Source organism: Tatumella sp. JGM94, assembly GCF_018257595.1.
In the GTDB taxonomy this organism is placed as follows: domain Bacteria; phylum Pseudomonadota; class Gammaproteobacteria; order Enterobacterales; family Enterobacteriaceae; genus Tatumella; species Tatumella punctata.
The window spans coordinates 76,317-93,905 of the sequence record NZ_JAERJN010000009.1 but is presented as its reverse complement, the minus strand read 5'-3'; the positions used below and the strand labels follow the sequence as shown (position 1 = coordinate 93,905).

Sequence of the window (17,589 nt, the reverse complement as noted above, 5' to 3'; positions counted from 1 at the left end):
GGCCGGTTTTTTTATCCGGGCATAAGGACAGGGCTGCTGAGGGAGATGCACGGCTACGGTTCCTCTCTGCCATCTGTACAGCAGTATTTGACAGTAAAAACGGCTATTCAGGACGGGTCACAGGCAATAAAAAAAGGCACATGATTGTGCCTTTTCACATGAATACTCTGTATATGACTACACTTCGAGGAAGTCCATAATACCTTCAGCGGCTTTACGACCTTCTGCGATAGCGGTGACGACCAGGTCAGACCCGCGGACGGCATCGCCCCCGGCAAAGATTTTAGGGTTACTGGTCTGGAAAGGGTTATCACTGCCTTCAGCAGCAATGATCCGTCCCTGAGCATCAAGCTCTACACTGAAATCACTCAGCCATTCCATTTTGTGCGGACGGAAACCGAACGCCATAACTACCGCATCTGCCGGGATGATATGTTCCGAACCTGCGACAATCTCAGCCCGGCGGCGTCCGGCAGCATCCGGTGGTCCCATCTCGGTGCGGGCCATTTTCACGCCACAGACACGGCCATTGCCATTAATCTCCACCCCCAGAGGCTGCAGGTTAAACTGAAACTCTGCGCCCTCTTCACGGGCATTTTTAACTTCCCGTTTGGAGCCCGGCATATTTTCTTCATCACGACGATAGGCACAGATGACGTGACTGGCGCCCTGACGAATCGACGTGCGTACACAGTCCATCGCTGTATCACCGCCCCCCAGAACCACCACGCGTTTGCCCTGCATGGAAATATAGGGCTGGTCATCGAGAGCAGCGAAGCCCATGGTATGACGGGTATTGGCAATCAGAAATGGCAGCGCATCATATACTCCGGGGGCAGATTCATTTTCAAGCCCGCCACGCATTGACTGATAGGTTCCCACGCCGAGGAATACTGAATCATACTCGACCATCAGGGTATTCAGGTGAACATCACGGCCGATTTCTGTATTCAGCCGGAATTCAATACCCATCTCAGTGAACAATTCGCGCCGTTTTATCATCACTTCTTTTTCTAATTTAAAAGAAGGGATACCAAACGTCAGCAATCCGCCAATTTCCGGGTGACGATCGTATACCACGGCTTTAACACCGTTACGGGTCAGGACATCAGCACAGGCCAGTCCGGCCGGACCGGCACCGATGATAGCCACACGTTTACCTGTCGGGGTGACGTGTGACATATCCGGCTTCCAGCCCATTTCCATCGCTTTATCATTGATATAACGCTCAATGTTACCGATGGTGACAGCCCCAAACTCATTATTCAGCGTACAGGATCCTTCGCATAGTCTGTCCTGCGGGCATACCCGCCCGCAGACCTCAGGCAGGCTATTAGTCTGGTGTGACAAATCCGCAGCTTCCATGATCCGGCCTTCATTCGCCAGTTTCAGCCAGTCAGGAATATAGTTGTGAACCGGACACTTCCATTCACAATAGGGATTACCACAAGCCAGACAGCGGTCGGCCTGCGCTTTGACCTGGCCCTCAGAAAAGGGTTCGTAAATTTCTACAAACTCAATTTTCCTGATCTTCAGCGGTTTTTTTGGCGGATCAACGCGCTGCAAGTCGATAAATTGATAAACGTTCTGACTCATCGTGACCTCTTACTGCGCCTGAACCCGCAGCTCTGCTGCGGAACGACTGCGGTGACCCAGCAATGCTTTTACATCACTGGACTTAGGTTTTACCAGGGTGAATTTTGAAGACCACTGCGGCCAGTTGGCCAGCATTTCTTCACCACGGACCGATTGTGTGCACTGAACATGTTCAGTGATCAGTCCGCGCAGATGTTCTTCATGGATTGGCAGTTGCTCAACATCCAGCACTTCTACCAACTCTGTATTCACACGCTTGCGAAATTCACCGTCTTCATCGAGAACATACGCGAATCCACCGGTCATCCCGGCCCCAAAGTTGACACCGGTACGGCCCAGCACACAGACAATACCACCGGTCATATATTCGCAGCCGTTATCACCGATCCCTTCAACCACCGTAATTGCCCCGGAGTTACGAACCGCATACCGTTCACCTGCGCGGCCGGCGGCAAATAATTTACCGCCGGTGGCTCCGTACAGGCAGGTATTACCTGCGATGGTGGCCTCGGCACTGCGGAACGCCGATCCCATCGGCGGACGGATTGCCAGCAGACCGCCGGCCATACCTTTACCGACGTAATCGTTAGCGTCGCCTGTCAGGATCATTTCCAGTCCGCCGGCATTCCATACCCCGAAACTTTGTCCGGCAGTCCCGGCAAGGTGCACGCGGACAGGATCAGCAGCCAGGCCTTGATCACCGTGAATACGGGCGATAGCGCCGGATAACATCGCACCTACTGAACGGTCCGTATTGCGGATATCAAAGTAAAAGGTCTTACTTTGTCTCTGTTCAATAAACGGTAATGCCTGTTCCAGTAAGGCCTTATTTAACAACCCCTTATCGAATGGCGGGTTACTCTCAGTACAGTGCACCGCTTTACCGGGCATTGGCTCGGCGATTTTCAGCAGTGATGACAGGTCGAGCTTCTGTTGCTTCGCGGTAAATCCGTCCAGCTCTTTGAGCAGCTCAGTGCGACCAATCAGGTCGGTCAACCGGGTCACTCCCAGTGAAGCCATAATTTCACGGGTCTCACGGGCAATAAATTCAAAGTAATTGGTCACTTTGAACGGCAGGCCGTGATAGTGGTTTTTACGTAGTTTATCATCCTGAGTGGCCACACCCGTCGCACAGTTATTCAGGTGGCAAATACGCAAATATTTACAGCCCAGAGCAACCATCGGGCCGGTACCGAAGCCGAAACTTTCTGCGCCGAGAATCGCCGCTTTAATAATGTCCAGCCCGGTCTTAAGGCCGCCATCTACCTGCAGACGAATTTTATGACGTAAGCCATTCGCGACCAGAGCCTGCTGGGTTTCCACTAATCCCAGCTCCCACGGGCAGCCGGCATACTTCACCGACGTCAGCGGGCTGGCACCGGTACCGCCATCGTAACCGGCAACGGTAATAAGGTCGGCATAGGCTTTGGCGACACCTGTCGCAATGGTACCGACACCAGGCTCTGAAACCAGTTTGACGGAAATCATCGCCTGCGGGTTGACCTGCTTCAAATCGAAAATCAGCTGGGCTAAATCTTCGATTGAATAGATATCGTGATGGGGTGGCGGCGAAATCAGAGTAACACCCGGCACTGAGTAACGCAGTCTGGCAATATAAGGTGTGACCTTATCGCCCGGCAGCTGTCCGCCTTCTCCCGGTTTGGCCCCCTGAGCAACCTTGATCTGAATAACATCTGCATTCACCAGATAAGCGGGGGTGACACCGAAACGTCCGGAAGCTACCTGCTTGATACGTGAGACTTTACCGGTGCCGTAGCGTGCCGGATCTTCGCCACCTTCTCCGGAGTTAGAGAATCCGCCAATACTGTTCATGGCTTCTGCCAGGGATTCATGGGCTTCCGGACTTAATGCGCCAATCGACATTGCGGCAGTATCAAAACGTTTGTACAGCTCGCTGGCCGGTTCAACATCGTCAATGCTCAGTGTACTTGTTCCGGGTTGCAGCTGCAGAAGGTCACGGAAGGTTGCTACCGGGCGGTTATTTACCAGAGCCGAATACTGCTGATAATCGCTATATTCACCACTCTGTACTGCCTGCTGCAGCGTATTCACTACATCAGGATTATAGGCATGGTACTCACCGCCATGAACATATTTCAGCAAACCGCCATGATCCAGCGTTTTACGCTGCAGCCATGCCCGTTTCGCCAGGTTGACCAGGTCCTGTTGGAAGTCATCAAAACTGGCACCGGCAATACGGCTGGTAACATTCTGGAAGCACAGACGTGTCACATCCTGATGTAACCCGACCGCTTCAAAAAGTTTAGAGCAACGATAAGAGGCGATAGTCGAAATGCCCATTTTGGACATAATCTTATACAGCCCTTTATTTATCCCGTTACGATAATTCAGCATTACCGCGCGGTAATCTTTTGCGATCACCCGGCGGTCTGACATCTGTGCCAGAGATTCATAAGCCAGCCACGGGTAGACCGCTGTCGCTCCGAAACCAAACAACACGGCAAAATGGTGGGGGTCACGGGCAGACGCCGTTTCGACGATGATATTGGCATCACAACGCAGATTTTTTTCTACCAGCCGTGTCTGGACTGCACCGACAATCATCGGGGCCGGAACCGGCAGACGACCGGCACTGATCTGACGGTCAGAAAGCACCAGTAATACCGTCCCCTGGCGGACCAGCTCTTCGGCCTGGTCATTCAGCCGGTGAATGGCCTGTTCCAGAGTTTCGGTTTCAGGCTCAAAGGTACAGTCAAGGGTATCTGCACGGTAATATTTACCTTCCAGCGTGGTCAGCTGGGTAAAATCAGAATAGAGCAGGATCGGTGATTTAAAGCTGACCCGGTGCGCCTGGCCTTCTGCTTCACAAAAGACATTCATCTCCTGACCGATACAAGTCGCCAGTGACATCACGTGGTTTTCCCGCAACGGGTCAATCGGCGGGTTAGTGACTTGCGCAAATTGCTGGCGGAAATAGTCATAAATGATCCGCGGACGACTTGAAAGTACGGCAAACGGAGTATCGTCACCCATAGATCCGACGGCTTCCTGGCCATTTTCACCCAGTACCCGCAGTACAGTATCCAGTTCTTCGCTGCTGTAGCCGAATTGCTTGTGATAAGTCGCCAGCATGGCATCAGACAGCTGACGGCTGCCCACCTGTTGTTCAGAAAGCTCTTCGAACGGTACCAGGCGTTTAACGTTTTTCTCCATCCATTCTTTATAAGGATGGCGGCTTTTCAGGTCATTATCCGTTTCAGCGGAATGCAGGATTCGCCCTTCACGGGTATCAATTACCATTAATTCGCCGGGACCGACGCGACCTTTTTCGACCACTTCATCCGGCTGGTAATCCCAAATCCCGACTTCAGAGGCGCAGGTAATCAGTTTATCTTTGGTGATCACATAGCGTGCCGGGCGTAAACCATTGCGGTCCAGGTTACAGGCTGCGTAGCGACCGTCAGACATGACAATCCCTGCCGGGCCATCCCAGGGCTCCATATGCATGGAATTAAAATCGAAAAAGGCACGTAACTCAGGATCCATATCCGGATTATTCTGCCAGGCTGGCGGTACCAGTAAACGCATGGCACGAATCAGGTCCATCCCGCCACTCAGAAACAGTTCCAGCATATTATCCATTGAGCTGGAGTCTGAACCGGTTTCATTGACAAACGGCGCAGCGGCCTGCAAATCCGGGATCAGTGGTGTATTGAATTTATATGCACGCGCCCGAGCCCACTGACGGTTACCGGCAATGGTATTAATTTCGCCGTTATGTGCCATATAACGGAAAGGCTGCGCCAGCGGCCAGCGGGGCACTGTGTTGGTTGAGAAACGCTGATGGAAAAGGCAAATTGCTGATTCCAGACGTAAATCTGCCAAATCCAGATAGAAACGTGGCAGGTCTGCAGGCATGCACAACCCTTTGTAGATATTCACCTGGTTGGAGAAACTACAGACATAGAAATCACTGTCATTCAGTGCTTCAACCCGTTTTTCTATCCGACGGCGGGCCATATACAGGCGACGTTCCATATCCCGCGGACGCCAGCCTGCAGGGGCGTTAATAAAGACCTGCCGGATATCAGGTAACGAGGAGAGGGCAATTTCACCCAGTACGTCCTGATTGGTCGGTACTTCACGCCAGCCCGCGACAGAAAGCGTTTCGCGAACGAGTTCTTCTTCGACAATTTGACGGGCGGCACTGGCTTTAGCCTCATCGGTGCTGAAAAACAACATTCCGACGGCGTAGTTTTTCGCCAGACGCCAGCCTTTTTCTTCTGCGACGACGCGGAAAAAACGGTCCGGTTTTTGTAATAACAGTCCGCAGCCATCGCCGGTTTTACCGTCAGCCAGGATTGCACCGCGATGCTGCATTCTGGCAAGGGCGTGAATGGCAGTACGTACTACTTTATGGCTGGGTTCACCTTCTATATGGGCGATAAGACCAAAACCACAGTTATCCTTTTCAAGGGATTTATCATACAACATTTAGTGAACCTCCCCGGGCTCTATAGACCCTTATTATTCCGGCATTCAGACAGGCTCAGTGCAGGCGTAATAGTGAATGTGCGGGTTACGCGGACATTCGTTTTTCGCCCTTACAGCCAGGACTGGTTTCGTCGATGTGACAAGTGCCGGGAACTTGCTACAGGGAACCTCTGCTACTGCATAAATATGGCGGACAGTGGATCCGCACAGAAAGCTTCCAGTGGATTTCCAACTTATCGGGAAAGTTAAGTCAGGTCAAATAGTGGCGTTTTTTCAGTACCGGTCACTGATTAATAACTATCGTTATGATTATTATAGATTTATATCAGAGAGCTGTCGGCGGGCTCTGATATTACCAGCCAGTGAAGTGTGAGCTGTCTCACTATAGTGCGCTGCCCCTGAGCCTGCACCATGCTGGTGCCGGGGTAATTCTCAGCATAAAGTGCTGGAATATTAGGTAAACTCATATGATGTATCTGTTTTTTTTTATCAATGTTTTTTTGCATTCCCCCGGGCGGGATATTAATAAAATTAATCAACTCTTTCCTGATTATTGATTCATCAAATATGAATTTATATTTATCTTCGGGGCGGGGCGGTATACCCGGCGGTTGCGGCAAAGTATCAGTATGCCTCCGGAGGCGGCCATAATTAATCGCTAACTGTGATTGATCCCGGGGAATTTTCCGGCGTGTCTCTCAGGGCTGACAATTTAGGATATGATGAAGGTCATTGTCCGGGAGCGCGTTATGAAACAAATAAGACTGTTAGCACAATATTACGTGGATCTTATGGTCAAACTTGGCCTGATCCGTTTTTCATTACTTCTGGCTTCTGCGCTGGTCGTGCTGGCGATGATCGTTCAGATGGCGGTCACGCTGGTATTACAGGGCCGCGTAGAGAGTATCGATGTGGTCCGGTCGGTATTTTTTGGCTTATTAATTACCCCGTGGGCTGTCTACTTTTTATCTGTGGTGGTCGATCAGCTGGAAGACTCGCGTCAGCGCCTGGAAAGGCTGGTGGATAAGCTGGAAGAAATGCGCAAGCGTGACTTACAGCTTAATCAGCAATTGAAAGAAAATATTCAGCAGCTTAATCAGGAAATTAATGATCGTAAAAAAGCTGAGCTGGCCCGTGAACAGGTGATGGACAAACTCAGGGAGGAAATGGCAAGTCGTGAAAAAACCCAGATTGAGCTGGAGCAACAGTCGACTTTTCTGCGATCTTTTCTTGATGCTTCACCGGACCTGGTGTTCTACCGCAATATTGACCGCCAGTTTTCCGGCTGTAACCGTGCTGTGGAATTGCTGACTGGCAGAAACGAAAAGCAGCTGGTGGGACTGTCACCTAAAGATATTTATGATGCAGATACCGCCGAAAAGATACTTGAAACAGACGAGAAAGTGTTTCGTCACAATGTGGCTCTGACGTATGAGCAGTGGATACAATATCCCGACGGCAAAAAAGCCTGTTTTGAAATCCGTAAAGTCCCTTATTACGACCGGGTAGGTAAACGCAGCGGACTGATGGGCTTCGGTCGCGACATTACTGAACGTAAGCGTTATCAGGATGCGCTGGAAAATGCCAGCCGCGAAAAAACCACCTTTATCTCGACGATCAGTCATGAACTGCGGACACCTTTAAATGGCATTGTCGGTCTTAGCCGTATTTTGCTGGATACAGAGCTCAGTCAGGAACAACTTAATTATCTGAAAACTATCCATGTCTCAGCAATCACTCTGGGCAATATTTTTAACGATGTGATTGAAATGGATAAAATTGAACGTCGTAAAGTACAACTGGATAACCAGCCGATTGATTTCACCGGATTTCTCGCTGATCTGGAAAATCTCTCCGGGTTACTGGTTCAGCCGAAAGGGCTGAAATTTGTGATGTCAGCGCAACCTCCGCTACCGCAAACGATTATTGCTGATGGTACCCGGCTGCGACAGATTTTATGGAATCTTATCGGCAATGCGGTGAAATTTACCCGTCAGGGCGAGATTGTGGTCACGGTCGGTTATGACGAGCAACAGCAGCAATTGCGGTTCGACGTACAGGATTCCGGTATTGGTATCCCGCCCGATGAACAGGATAAGATCTTTGCTATGTATTATCAGGTCAAAGATCAGCATGGCGGTAAGCCAGCGACCGGGACCGGTATCGGTCTGGCGATTTCTCACCGTCTCGCTCAGGCGATGGGTGGCGATATCAGAGTACAGAGTGAACCGGGTGAAGGTGCCTGTTTCAGCCTGCAGATTCATGCACCGCAGGTGCTCGCGGCCGCGGAAGACAGTAATGAAGATGATATTTTACCGCTCCCGGCGTTGCATATTTTACTGGTTGAAGATATCGAGCTGAATGTCGTGGTGGCACGTTCGGTACTGGAGAAACTTGGTTGCAGTACCGAAGTCGCAATGACTGGCGCTGAAGCACTGCAAATGTTTGACCCGTCAGAGTTTGATATGGTGCTGTTAGATATCCAGTTACCGGATATGACTGGCCTGCAGGTCGCCCGTACCCTGCATCAGCGCTTCGCGGGGCAGCAGTTACCACCGCTGGTCGCCCTGACGGCGAACGTCCTCAAAGATAAGAAAGAGTACCTGGATGCCGGTATGGATGATGTACTGAGTAAACCGCTGTCAGTTTCGGCGTTAACAGCGGTTATCGGCCGATTCTGGAATCAGCATCAGCCATTAGCTGAACTCCCGGCCGACAACGCTTCTCACGCAGAAGAGGGGCACCTGGATATTGAGATGCTGGAGCAGTATATGGAACTGGTCGGCCCGCAGCTCATTCGCCAGAGCCTGGACATGTTTGAGAAGATGATGCCCGGTTACCTTGATGTACTGGATTCCAACATGATGGCCCGCGATCAGAAAGGAATTGCGGAAGAAGGGCATAAGATCAAAGGTGCTGCAGGTTCTGTCGGTTTAATACATTTGCAGCAGGTGGCTAAACAGATACAGACGCCGGAGTTACCCGCCTGGTGGGATAATGTTCAGGAATGGATTGATGAACTACGGCATGAGTGGCGTCATGAAGTCGCAATGCTCAGGCAATGGGTAAATAGCCGGGGAAAATAATCGCAGGAGCAGATCGCCGGAAAAAATGACCCCGGATAGACCGGGGTGCGCGAATATTGCGCCAACACCAGGGAAACAGTGACTCTGCCGGTTAAAAAGTGATCGTTATCGGGATGTATCCCGGCCGGCAGCAGGTATTGGTTTCTCAGCACCGCTACCTTAACAAAAACTGCGGTCACTTTGCTACAATTCATTAAGATTTGTGAAGTTGAAATGTTCTCATTGTGGATAATCTTACTGTTTACAAATCATCCATTGACGGGAAAATCACCGTGACCCTTGTGGATTTTCACGGTATGTATCTGCCTGCCGAATTACCAGTACAGTAAAAAATAACCAATAAAACCCTATATTTAAAGGTGTTTTTCCTGTTGCCGTTCCTTTTCATACTAAATTGTCTTATTTATACAAAAAAACAATAAGTAAGATAATTACAATCTAAGTATTCTGTGAATACAGATCAGCTTCTGTCACCTATTGGTGCAGTCGTGGCTATCCGGTCCGGTGATAAAAGAAAGGTCTGTAGGAAAATTTATCAGGCTGAAAGCATTTATCTTAAGTATAGTTGTGGCGGCAGGCGGTAATTTCTGTAAAGTCTGCGGATTGTTTTTTTATGTTAACTATAGTGGTTGTTTGTAAAATTTGATGCAGATCAATACATAAGATAAATTTATACTTTATTTCGTGGTGAATATTAATGGAACCGATTCCTGTAATCACGGAAACACTGATACGGCAAGGGCTGCCACCTGAAAAATATCATTTTCACGTGGGTTTTTATCACGGCAGGCAGCCTAATCCGGACGGCAGACGATTAAAAAATTTATGAAAAAATCTGAATCAGGGCTACTCTGCAGGAGGAATCACTCGCAGAACGTACCCCGGGGACAATAATTGAAAACTCAGCATAATCCTCTAATGGTCAGGGTCAGACGTAAGCTGCTTTTCTTACTGTCAGGGATAATGGTAATTGCTGTCGCGGGGATCCTGCTATTTTCGGTGATACCGGTCCCCTTTTCAGCAGTGATGGCGGAACGCCAGGCCGGCGCATTATTGTCCGGCAACCTGTCTTACCGGGCCCGCTCTTCATGGGTCAGTATGGCGGATATCTCTCCCTGGATGCCACTGGCAGTGATTGCCGGCGAAGACCAAAAGTTCCCGAACCATTGGGGCTTTGATTTCGGCGCCTTGCAGTCGGTGCTGGACAGTTCCGGGCGGGGATCAATGCGCGGAGCATCAACACTTTCTCAGCAAACGGCTAAGAATCTGTTTCTCTGGGATGGGCGCAGCTGGGTGCGTAAAGGGCTTGAAGCCATACTGACGGCGGGTATTGAAACGGTCTGGAGTAAAAAAAGGATACTGACCGTCTATCTGAATATTGCCGAGTTTGGTCCGGGAATTTTTGGTGTTGAAGCGGCTTCGCAGGCGTACTTTCACAAACCGGCCAGTCAGCTCACCCGGCAGCAGGCAGCATTACTGGCGGCAGTATTGCCTAATCCGATTGTCTATCACGTCAGTGCGCCTTCTGCGTACACCCGTGAACGCCAGCAATGGATTTCACAACAGATGGGACAGTTGGGTGGCCTTGAATTTCTGAACAAATATCATCTGTACTAGTCTGCGGGCCCCCGCGAACTAATCTTCATCAAAACCGGCATTAAATAACTCAATGACAGCCTTAAGGACTTCAGCCTCCCCGGGGCCAGTGGCTTCAACTTCAATTTGCCCGCCCTGGGCGGAATCCAGCATAAGCAGGGCGATGACACTGCTGGCATCAGCTTCAGTACCTGATTCATTACGCAGGATCACTTCGGCATCATAGCTTTGTACCAGTTCGAATAACTTCATTGCCGGGCGGGCATGCATACCCAGCTTATTTCTGATTTCTACTGATTGTCTGACCGTCATGATTTTTTCTTTTCCAGTGTTCGATGGCGTGACTGAACATTTTTTCCCCGTGAACGGAAATAATCAGCCAGCTGTTCGGCAATATAAACAGAACGATGTTTCCCGCCGGTACAACCAATAGCTACCGTCAGATAACTGCGGTTATTGGTTTCCAGCATAGGTAACCATAGTTCAAGATAGCTGCGGGTCTGATAAATAAAATTGTGTACTTCTGTATGGCGATCAAGAAACGCAGCGACCGGGCGGTCCAGTCCTGTCAGAGGACGTAACTTAGGATCCCAGTGCGGGTTTGGCAAAAAGCGGACATCGAAGACATAGTCAGCATCGATAGGGATACCGTATTTAAACCCGAAGGATTCAAATACCATTGTGAGCTCCCGTTCCCGTTTGCCCAATAACCGTGCTCTTAACATTTCTGCCAGTTCATGTACCGACATTTCTGATGTATCGATAATCAGGTCTGCTCTGGTACGCAGGGGTTCCAGCAGATCGCTCTCTTCGTCAATGGCACTTTCCAGGGATAGATTTTTACTGGAAAGGGGGTGCAGGCGGCGGGTATCACTGTAGCGGCGGATCAGAGTATTTCGGTCGGCATCAAGAAACAACAACTGCGGAGAAAATTGTGCTGACAGGCGGTTAAATGCATCTTCAAAAATTTCCGGAGATTCCGGCATATTACGCACATCAATACTGACTGCGGCAGAAATATTGCGTTTCTCCAGCGATTTCGCCAGCTCCGGCAGTAAATCGACAGGTAAATTGTCGACACAATAAAAGCCCATATCTTCCAGGGCCCTGAGTGCAACAGATTTTCCAGACCCTGAACGACCACTTACGATCATCAGTACCATGATCCTTCTCCCGTAATTATCCCTGCAGTACAGGTTAATTTATTATTGTTTTTCGTCCGTATTATCCGGCTGTTCCATGATGATATTAAACAGCTCCTGATCACTCTGTGCGGCCCGTAACCGGCGACAGACAGTTTTGTCGGCCAGGCGTTTAGCGACCTGAGATAACGTATGTAAGTGCGTTTTGCACTGATCTGCCGGCACCAGTAATGCGAACAGCAGGTCTACTGGCTGATTATCGACCGCATCAAACGGAATAGGGTGTTCCAGCCGGATCAGTACACCTATGGTTCTCAGAGTATCTTCTTCCAGCTTACCGTGCGGGATAGCAATACCGTTACCGATACCGGTACTCCCCATTCTTTCGCGGTTGAGGATCGTTTCAAAGATAGCCTGGTGCGGCAGGTTCAGCTGTGTTGCTGCCAGTTCACTGATGATCTCCAGTGCACGCTTTTTACTCTGGCAATCCACATTATTACGGGTGCATTCCGGAGTAAGCACATTACTCAGTTCAAGTATCAGATCACTATTCATATTATTTCGCTTGCCGGTTTATCTGACCATTTTCATGGTGCCTGGCGGTTATTTGTCGCAGGCTGTTAATCCTGAAACGAATGACCGTTACCTTAGGTAGTGAACGAAAGCAGCCGCAGGCTGGCGTTAACTGCTTTCTTTTTATGGATACATCGATATAAAACCTGTCTCGTTTCACATCTGTTGCATGGGCGGGTCAACCGGCGCCGCCAATGACTGTTGTTGCCAGTGCATAAGCCCTGCTTCAGGGCATCAAAGCAACTGTTTCCGCTGGTTTGATGGCGGAATAGATAACGATTCACGATATTTAGCGACGGTACGTCTCGCAACCATAATACCCTGTTCCGATAACATAGAGGTGAGTTTACTGTCACTCAAGGGTTTTACCGGATTTTCTGACGAGATTAATTTTTTTACCAGCGCGCGGATAGCGGTTGATGATGCTTCGCCGCCACCTTCGGTGCTGACATGGCTGGAGAAAAAGTATTTCAGTTCGAAAATACCGCGCGGACTGTGCAGATACTTTTGGGTCGTAACCCGGGAAATCGTTGATTCATGCATCTCCACGGCCCGGGCAATATCAGCCAGAACCATTGGCCGCATATATTCTTCACCCTGCTCGAAAAATGCCTGCTGTTGCTCCACGATACAGCGTGATACCCGCAACAGAGTATCGTTACGGCTTTCAAGGCTTTTGATCAGCCAGCGGGCTTCCTGCAAATTACTGCGGATAAACTGGTTATCGCTGTCATTTCTGGCGCCACCACTCATTGCTGCATAATGCTGATTGATTCTTAGTTTTGGCAGACTGTCCGTATTCAGTTCGACCGCCCAGCGATTGGCAACTTTGCGCACCAGTACATCAGGAATAACGTATTCGGAGTCACCCGTATTAATTGACTGGCCGGGGCGGGGATCCAGAGACTGAATCAGTAACATGGCTTGTTTCAGCACATCATCTTTCAGGCGAGTAACACGCATCAGACTGCGGAAATCGTGACTCGCCAGTAAGTCCAGATGCTGGCTGATAATCAGACGGGCTTCTTCCAGCATCGGTGTATCAGGACTGAATTGTGACAGCTGAACCAGCAGACAGTCTTTTAAATCACGGGCACCTGCACCGACAGGGTCAAAGTGCTGGACCCGTTTCAGAACGGCTTCCACTTCTTCCAGACTGAGTTCGTCATCGCCAATACTCTCGAGAATATCCTCAAGCGGAACTGTCAGGTAACCGGTGTTATCAATGGCATCGATAATCGATGTTGCTATTGCCCGGTCCGTATCACTGAACGGGGTCAGTTCGGCCTGCCACATCAGGTAATCCTGCAGTGACTGGGTGGTTTCACCCTGGTAAACGGGCAGTTCATCATCCTGATAATCGGTGCCGGTACCTGAAGGCGTACCGGCGGTATAAATTTCATCCCAGGTGGCATCCAGAGGTAATTCTTCCGGCATCTCTTTTTGTTCTAATGCTTCGCGGGTATCCAGAGAAGCGGTTTCACCCGACTCCTCAGAATCAACTTCATTAAGTAACTCAGCCTGGTCCAGCAAGGGATTACTTTCCAGCGCGACCTGCAATTCCTGTTGTAACTCATGCGTGGAAAGCTGCAACAGTCGTATCGCCTGTTGCAACTGGGGGGTCATTGCCAGTTGTTGGCTGAGCCTGAATTGCAAACTTTGCTTCATAGTAAGAAGTGCATTTCCCGAAAAAAATTCAATAAGAACACATTAACAGAGTCAGAGCCGGAACTCTTCACCCAGATAAACACGTTTTACATGTTCATCTGCCAGAATTTCACCCGGAGTACCGTGAGCGATCAGTTTACCCTGGCTGACAATATAGGCGCGTTCACAGACTGCAAGGGTTTCACGGACATTATGGTCCGTAATCAGTACCCCGAGGCCGCTGTCCCGCAGGTGCTCAATAATCTTTTTGATATCAATGACCGAAATCGGGTCAACACCGGCAAAAGGTTCATCCAGCAGAATAAACTTAGGGTTTGCTGCCAGAGCTCTGGCAATCTCCACTCTGCGTCGTTCCCCCCCGGAGAGAGCCTGTCCCATACTGTCACGCAAATGTTCAATATGAAATTCTTCCATAAGTTCATTGGCGCGATCAGCCCGTTGTTGTGCATTCAGATCCTTACGGATTTGCAGCACGGCCATCAGGTTATCGTACACACTTAACCGCCGGAAAATAGAAGCTTCCTGTGGCAGGTAACCAATACCGAGCCTCGCGCGGGCATGCAGCGGAAGCAGACTGATATCTTCATTGTCGATAGTAATCTTACCGGCATCACGCGGTACGATCCCAACCACCATGTAAAAAGTGGTGGTTTTACCAGCTCCGTTAGGGCCGAGCAATCCGACAATCTCGCCTGACTTCACTTCCAGGCTGACATCTTCAACGACCCGCCGCCCTTTGTAAGCTTTCGCCAGATTCTGTGCAATTAAAGTCGCCATAACGATTATTGACTCTGTTTAGGATGTGCGGTGGTGTTATTGTTCTGCAACTCAGAAGGCATCAGGGTTGTGGTGACCCGTTTCTGCTGCCCCTGGCTGTAGGCCTGCATTTTCTGTTCTTTCACCAGATAGGTAATTCGATCGCCTTTAATATTACTGTTCAGCTGTTCGATATAGGCATTACCGGTAAGTTCAACCAGGTCTTTTGCCAGGTCGTAATGCAGTTTGCTGGCGCGGCCTTTGACCGGTTTGCCGTTATCCTGCATCTGGTAGAAAGTTGCCGGGGAGCCGAAAGCATCGACCAGTGTCTTCTGACTGTCTCCGCCTGGCCGGGTGACTACGACTTTGTCCGCCGTAATTTTGATGGAGCCCTGAGTGATAATGACATTACCGGTGAACGTGGCGACATTGCCCTGCATATCCATAGACTGGTTTTCTGAGGTAATGTTTACGGGTTTATCCGAGTCACCAGTCAGAGCCAGCGCGGGCAGGCTACAGCTCAGGAGTGTTGCCAGCACCAGCAACCTGAAGCTATTTTTTTTGGTTTTGAATTTCATAATCGGTTTTGACCTTTTCAATTAATTCGGCGGTTTTGGCCCGTAAATTGCCACGTAATTTCATTCCGGTGGACTGGAACCCCTGACCATACAAGGTGACCTGGTCATCAGAGGTAACATCCTGAGTGACCAGATTCACCTGCGCATTATCTGTAATGATACGTTCAATCTTTGCATCTGCATTCAGGGCGTTAACTTCAACATGACCATAAAGATACAGCATCCGGTTTTTAGTTAATTTTGCTTTATCTGCTTTTACCGACCAGGCAGGGGCTTTTTGCTGATCGTAAGTGGTCATCACCGGATTATCGAACCAGCTGACCTGCGGGGTATCAAAATATGACACTTTGTCGGAATCGAGCTTATATGCCAGCCCGCCTTCCGGGTTGTAGGCCACAGTGTCAGAGGTAGCGATGGTATAGGTCGGACTCTGATCGTCCTGCACCACCGAAGAAGGCGGGGTATCCTGGTTTGTCAGGTTCCAGCCAATCAGTACTACCGCAATAATTGCCAGCAGAAGGGTAATCCAGCGCCTGCTTGTACTCATATTGATAACCCTTTGGCATCCTCAAATTTATTTTGTGCCATTAAAATAACATCACAAATCTCACGCACCGCACCACGTCCGCCATTAATACGGGTGACGTAATCGGCACGCTGAATTAACAACGGATGGGCATCAGCGACCGACACACTGAGTCCTGATCTTTCCATTACTGGCCAGTCAATCAGGTCATCCCCGATATAGGCAACCTGTTCCGGACTGAGGGACAGTTTATCCAGAAGGTCGGCAAAGGCCAAAAGCTTATCTGACTGGCCCTGATACAAATGTCTGATGCCGAGCGTCTGGCAGCGGTCTTCCAGAAGTCCGGCTTTTCTGCCGGTGATAATAGCAACTTCAACATTATTGGTTAACAGACAGCGAATACCATAGCCATCACGGACGTTAAATGCTTTCAGCTCTTCACCATTATTTCCCATATAAATCAGGCCATCAGACATTACCCCATCGACATCGCAAATCAGTAATTTTATTTTTTCAGCACTGGCCATGATCTGCGGGCTGACAGGCCCGTAGCATGTATCAATGGGGAGTTTATCTTTCATCTCGCTTTCCCTCTCAGACAACACCGGCACGCAACATATCGTGCATATGTATCACACCCACAAGACGATTGTTATCGGCAACCAGCAGTGAGGTTATGTTTTTGTTTTGCATTATATTTAATGCATCGACAGCCAGAATTGTCGCTGGCACGCGGATCCCGCCGGGTGTCATCACCTCAGCAATCGGGGTGGACTGGAAATTAATATCCATATCAATGACCCGCCGCAGGTCACCATCTGTAAAAATACCGGCAATGGTCATATCGTCTTCCGTAATCACTGTCATACCCAGTTTTTTGCGGGTAATTTCCAGTAAGGCATCGCGCAGGGTCGCATGGCGCGACACACAGGGGATTTCGTCTCCTGAATGCATCACATCACTGACATGCAATAACAGTTTACGCCCCAGAGCTCCGCCGGGATGAGACAACGCAAAATCTTCGGCGGTAAAGCCCCTGGCTTCCAGCAACGCGACGGCCAGGGCATCACCCATCACCAGGGTGGCGGTAGTGCTGGTCGTCGGGGCCAGCCCTAGCGGACAGGCTTCCTCAGGAACTTTGACTGTCAGGTGCAAATCGGCTGCTTTTCCCATCGCACTTTCCGGCCTGCTGCTGATACAAATCAGGGTGATATTGAGGCGCTTAATCACCGGGATCAGTGCCAGAATTTCATGTGACTCACCACTATTGGAAATAGCAATCACCACATCGTCACGGCCGACCATCCCCAGGTCACCGTGACTGGCTTCGGCCGGATGAACGAAGAAAGACGGGGTCCCGGTACTGGCAAAGGTGGCAGCCATTTTGCGGGCAATATGGCCCGACTTGCCCATCCCCATCACGACGACTTTTCCCTGGCACTGGTGTAGTATTTCACAGGCACGGGAAAAGTCTGCATTAATGTATTGTTCCAGTTGCGCAAGACCTTCACGCTCGATACGCAGAACTTTCCTGCCTGCTTCCTTAAAATCAAAACCGGTAGTGGGTGATTGATCAGACATTTCAGCGCGTC

Annotated in this window: 13 protein-coding genes; 2 read left to right on the top strand and 11 right to left on the bottom strand. The window is 49.8% G+C overall.

Annotation, left to right across the window (positions count from 1 at the left end):
• Nucleotides 1-177: 177 nt before the first annotated feature.
• Nucleotides 178-1,596, bottom strand: a complete 1,419-nt coding sequence (locus JK216_RS08515; protein WP_212707606.1) for a glutamate synthase small subunit — start codon at nucleotides 1,594-1,596, stop codon at nucleotides 178-180.
• Nucleotides 1,597-1,605: 9 nt separating this feature from the next.
• On the bottom strand, nucleotides 1,606-6,072 hold the full coding sequence (gene gltB, locus JK216_RS08510) for a glutamate synthase large subunit (protein ID WP_212707607.1): 4,467 nt from the start codon (nucleotides 6,070-6,072) through the stop codon (nucleotides 1,606-1,608).
• Between the two features lie 749 nt (nucleotides 6,073-6,821).
• Here gltB and arcB point away from each other — a divergent pair.
• Together arcB and mtgA are read left to right on the top strand one after the other, a co-directional pair.
• Nucleotides 6,822-9,158, top strand: a complete 2,337-nt coding sequence (gene arcB / locus JK216_RS08505; protein WP_212711523.1) for an aerobic respiration two-component sensor histidine kinase ArcB — start codon at nucleotides 6,822-6,824, stop codon at nucleotides 9,156-9,158.
• A 918-nt stretch (nucleotides 9,159-10,076) separates the two neighbouring features.
• The gene (gene mtgA, locus JK216_RS08500) at nucleotides 10,077-10,775 is read left to right on the top strand and encodes a monofunctional biosynthetic peptidoglycan transglycosylase (protein ID WP_212707690.1); all 699 of its coding nucleotides are present in this window, start codon (nucleotides 10,077-10,079) and stop codon (nucleotides 10,773-10,775) included.
• An 18-nt stretch (nucleotides 10,776-10,793) separates the two neighbouring features.
• Here mtgA and npr read toward each other — a convergent pair whose 3' ends face one another.
• From npr to kdsD, 9 genes are all read right to left on the bottom strand, one after another.
• Nucleotides 10,794-11,066: a PTS phosphocarrier protein NPr gene (gene npr / locus JK216_RS08495; RefSeq protein ID WP_212707609.1), complete on the bottom strand. Its 273-nt coding sequence runs from the start codon at nucleotides 11,064-11,066 to the stop codon at nucleotides 10,794-10,796.
• Nucleotides 11,063-11,917 (bottom strand): RNase adapter RapZ, encoded by an 855-nt coding sequence (rapZ, locus tag JK216_RS08490; protein ID WP_212707610.1) that lies wholly within the window; start codon nucleotides 11,915-11,917, stop codon nucleotides 11,063-11,065. Before rapZ ends, npr begins: the two co-directional genes overlap by 4 nt.
• 42 nt (nucleotides 11,918-11,959) lie before the next feature.
• Nucleotides 11,960-12,451 (bottom strand): PTS IIA-like nitrogen regulatory protein PtsN, encoded by a 492-nt coding sequence (ptsN, locus tag JK216_RS08485; protein WP_212707611.1) that lies wholly within the window; start codon nucleotides 12,449-12,451, stop codon nucleotides 11,960-11,962.
• Nucleotides 12,452-12,703: 252 nt separating this feature from the next.
• Entirely contained in the window at nucleotides 12,704-14,137 is a 1,434-nt protein-coding gene (gene rpoN, locus JK216_RS08480; protein WP_212710561.1) for an RNA polymerase factor sigma-54, read from the bottom strand.
• 51 nt (nucleotides 14,138-14,188) lie between these two features.
• Nucleotides 14,189-14,914, bottom strand: a complete 726-nt coding sequence (gene lptB / locus JK216_RS08475) for an LPS export ABC transporter ATP-binding protein (protein ID WP_212707613.1) — start codon at nucleotides 14,912-14,914, stop codon at nucleotides 14,189-14,191.
• Nucleotides 14,915-14,919: 5 nt separating this feature from the next.
• Nucleotides 14,920-15,471, bottom strand: coding sequence for a lipopolysaccharide ABC transporter substrate-binding protein LptA (gene lptA, locus JK216_RS08470; RefSeq protein ID WP_212707614.1), 552 nt, complete (start codon nucleotides 15,469-15,471; stop codon nucleotides 14,920-14,922).
• Complete coding sequence (lptC, locus tag JK216_RS08465; RefSeq protein ID WP_212707615.1) at nucleotides 15,446-16,018, bottom strand: LPS export ABC transporter periplasmic protein LptC; 573 nt, start codon at nucleotides 16,016-16,018, stop codon at nucleotides 15,446-15,448. Before lptC ends, lptA begins: the two co-directional genes overlap by 26 nt.
• A complete protein-coding gene (kdsC, locus tag JK216_RS08460) occupies nucleotides 16,015-16,578 on the bottom strand; it encodes a 3-deoxy-manno-octulosonate-8-phosphatase KdsC (RefSeq protein ID WP_212707616.1) in 564 nt (187 codons plus the stop codon). Before kdsC ends, lptC begins: the two co-directional genes overlap by 4 nt.
• 13 nt (nucleotides 16,579-16,591) lie before the next feature.
• A complete protein-coding gene (gene kdsD, locus JK216_RS08455) occupies nucleotides 16,592-17,578 on the bottom strand; it encodes an arabinose-5-phosphate isomerase KdsD (RefSeq protein WP_212711524.1) in 987 nt (328 codons plus the stop codon).
• Nucleotides 17,579-17,589: the final 11 nt, after the last annotated feature.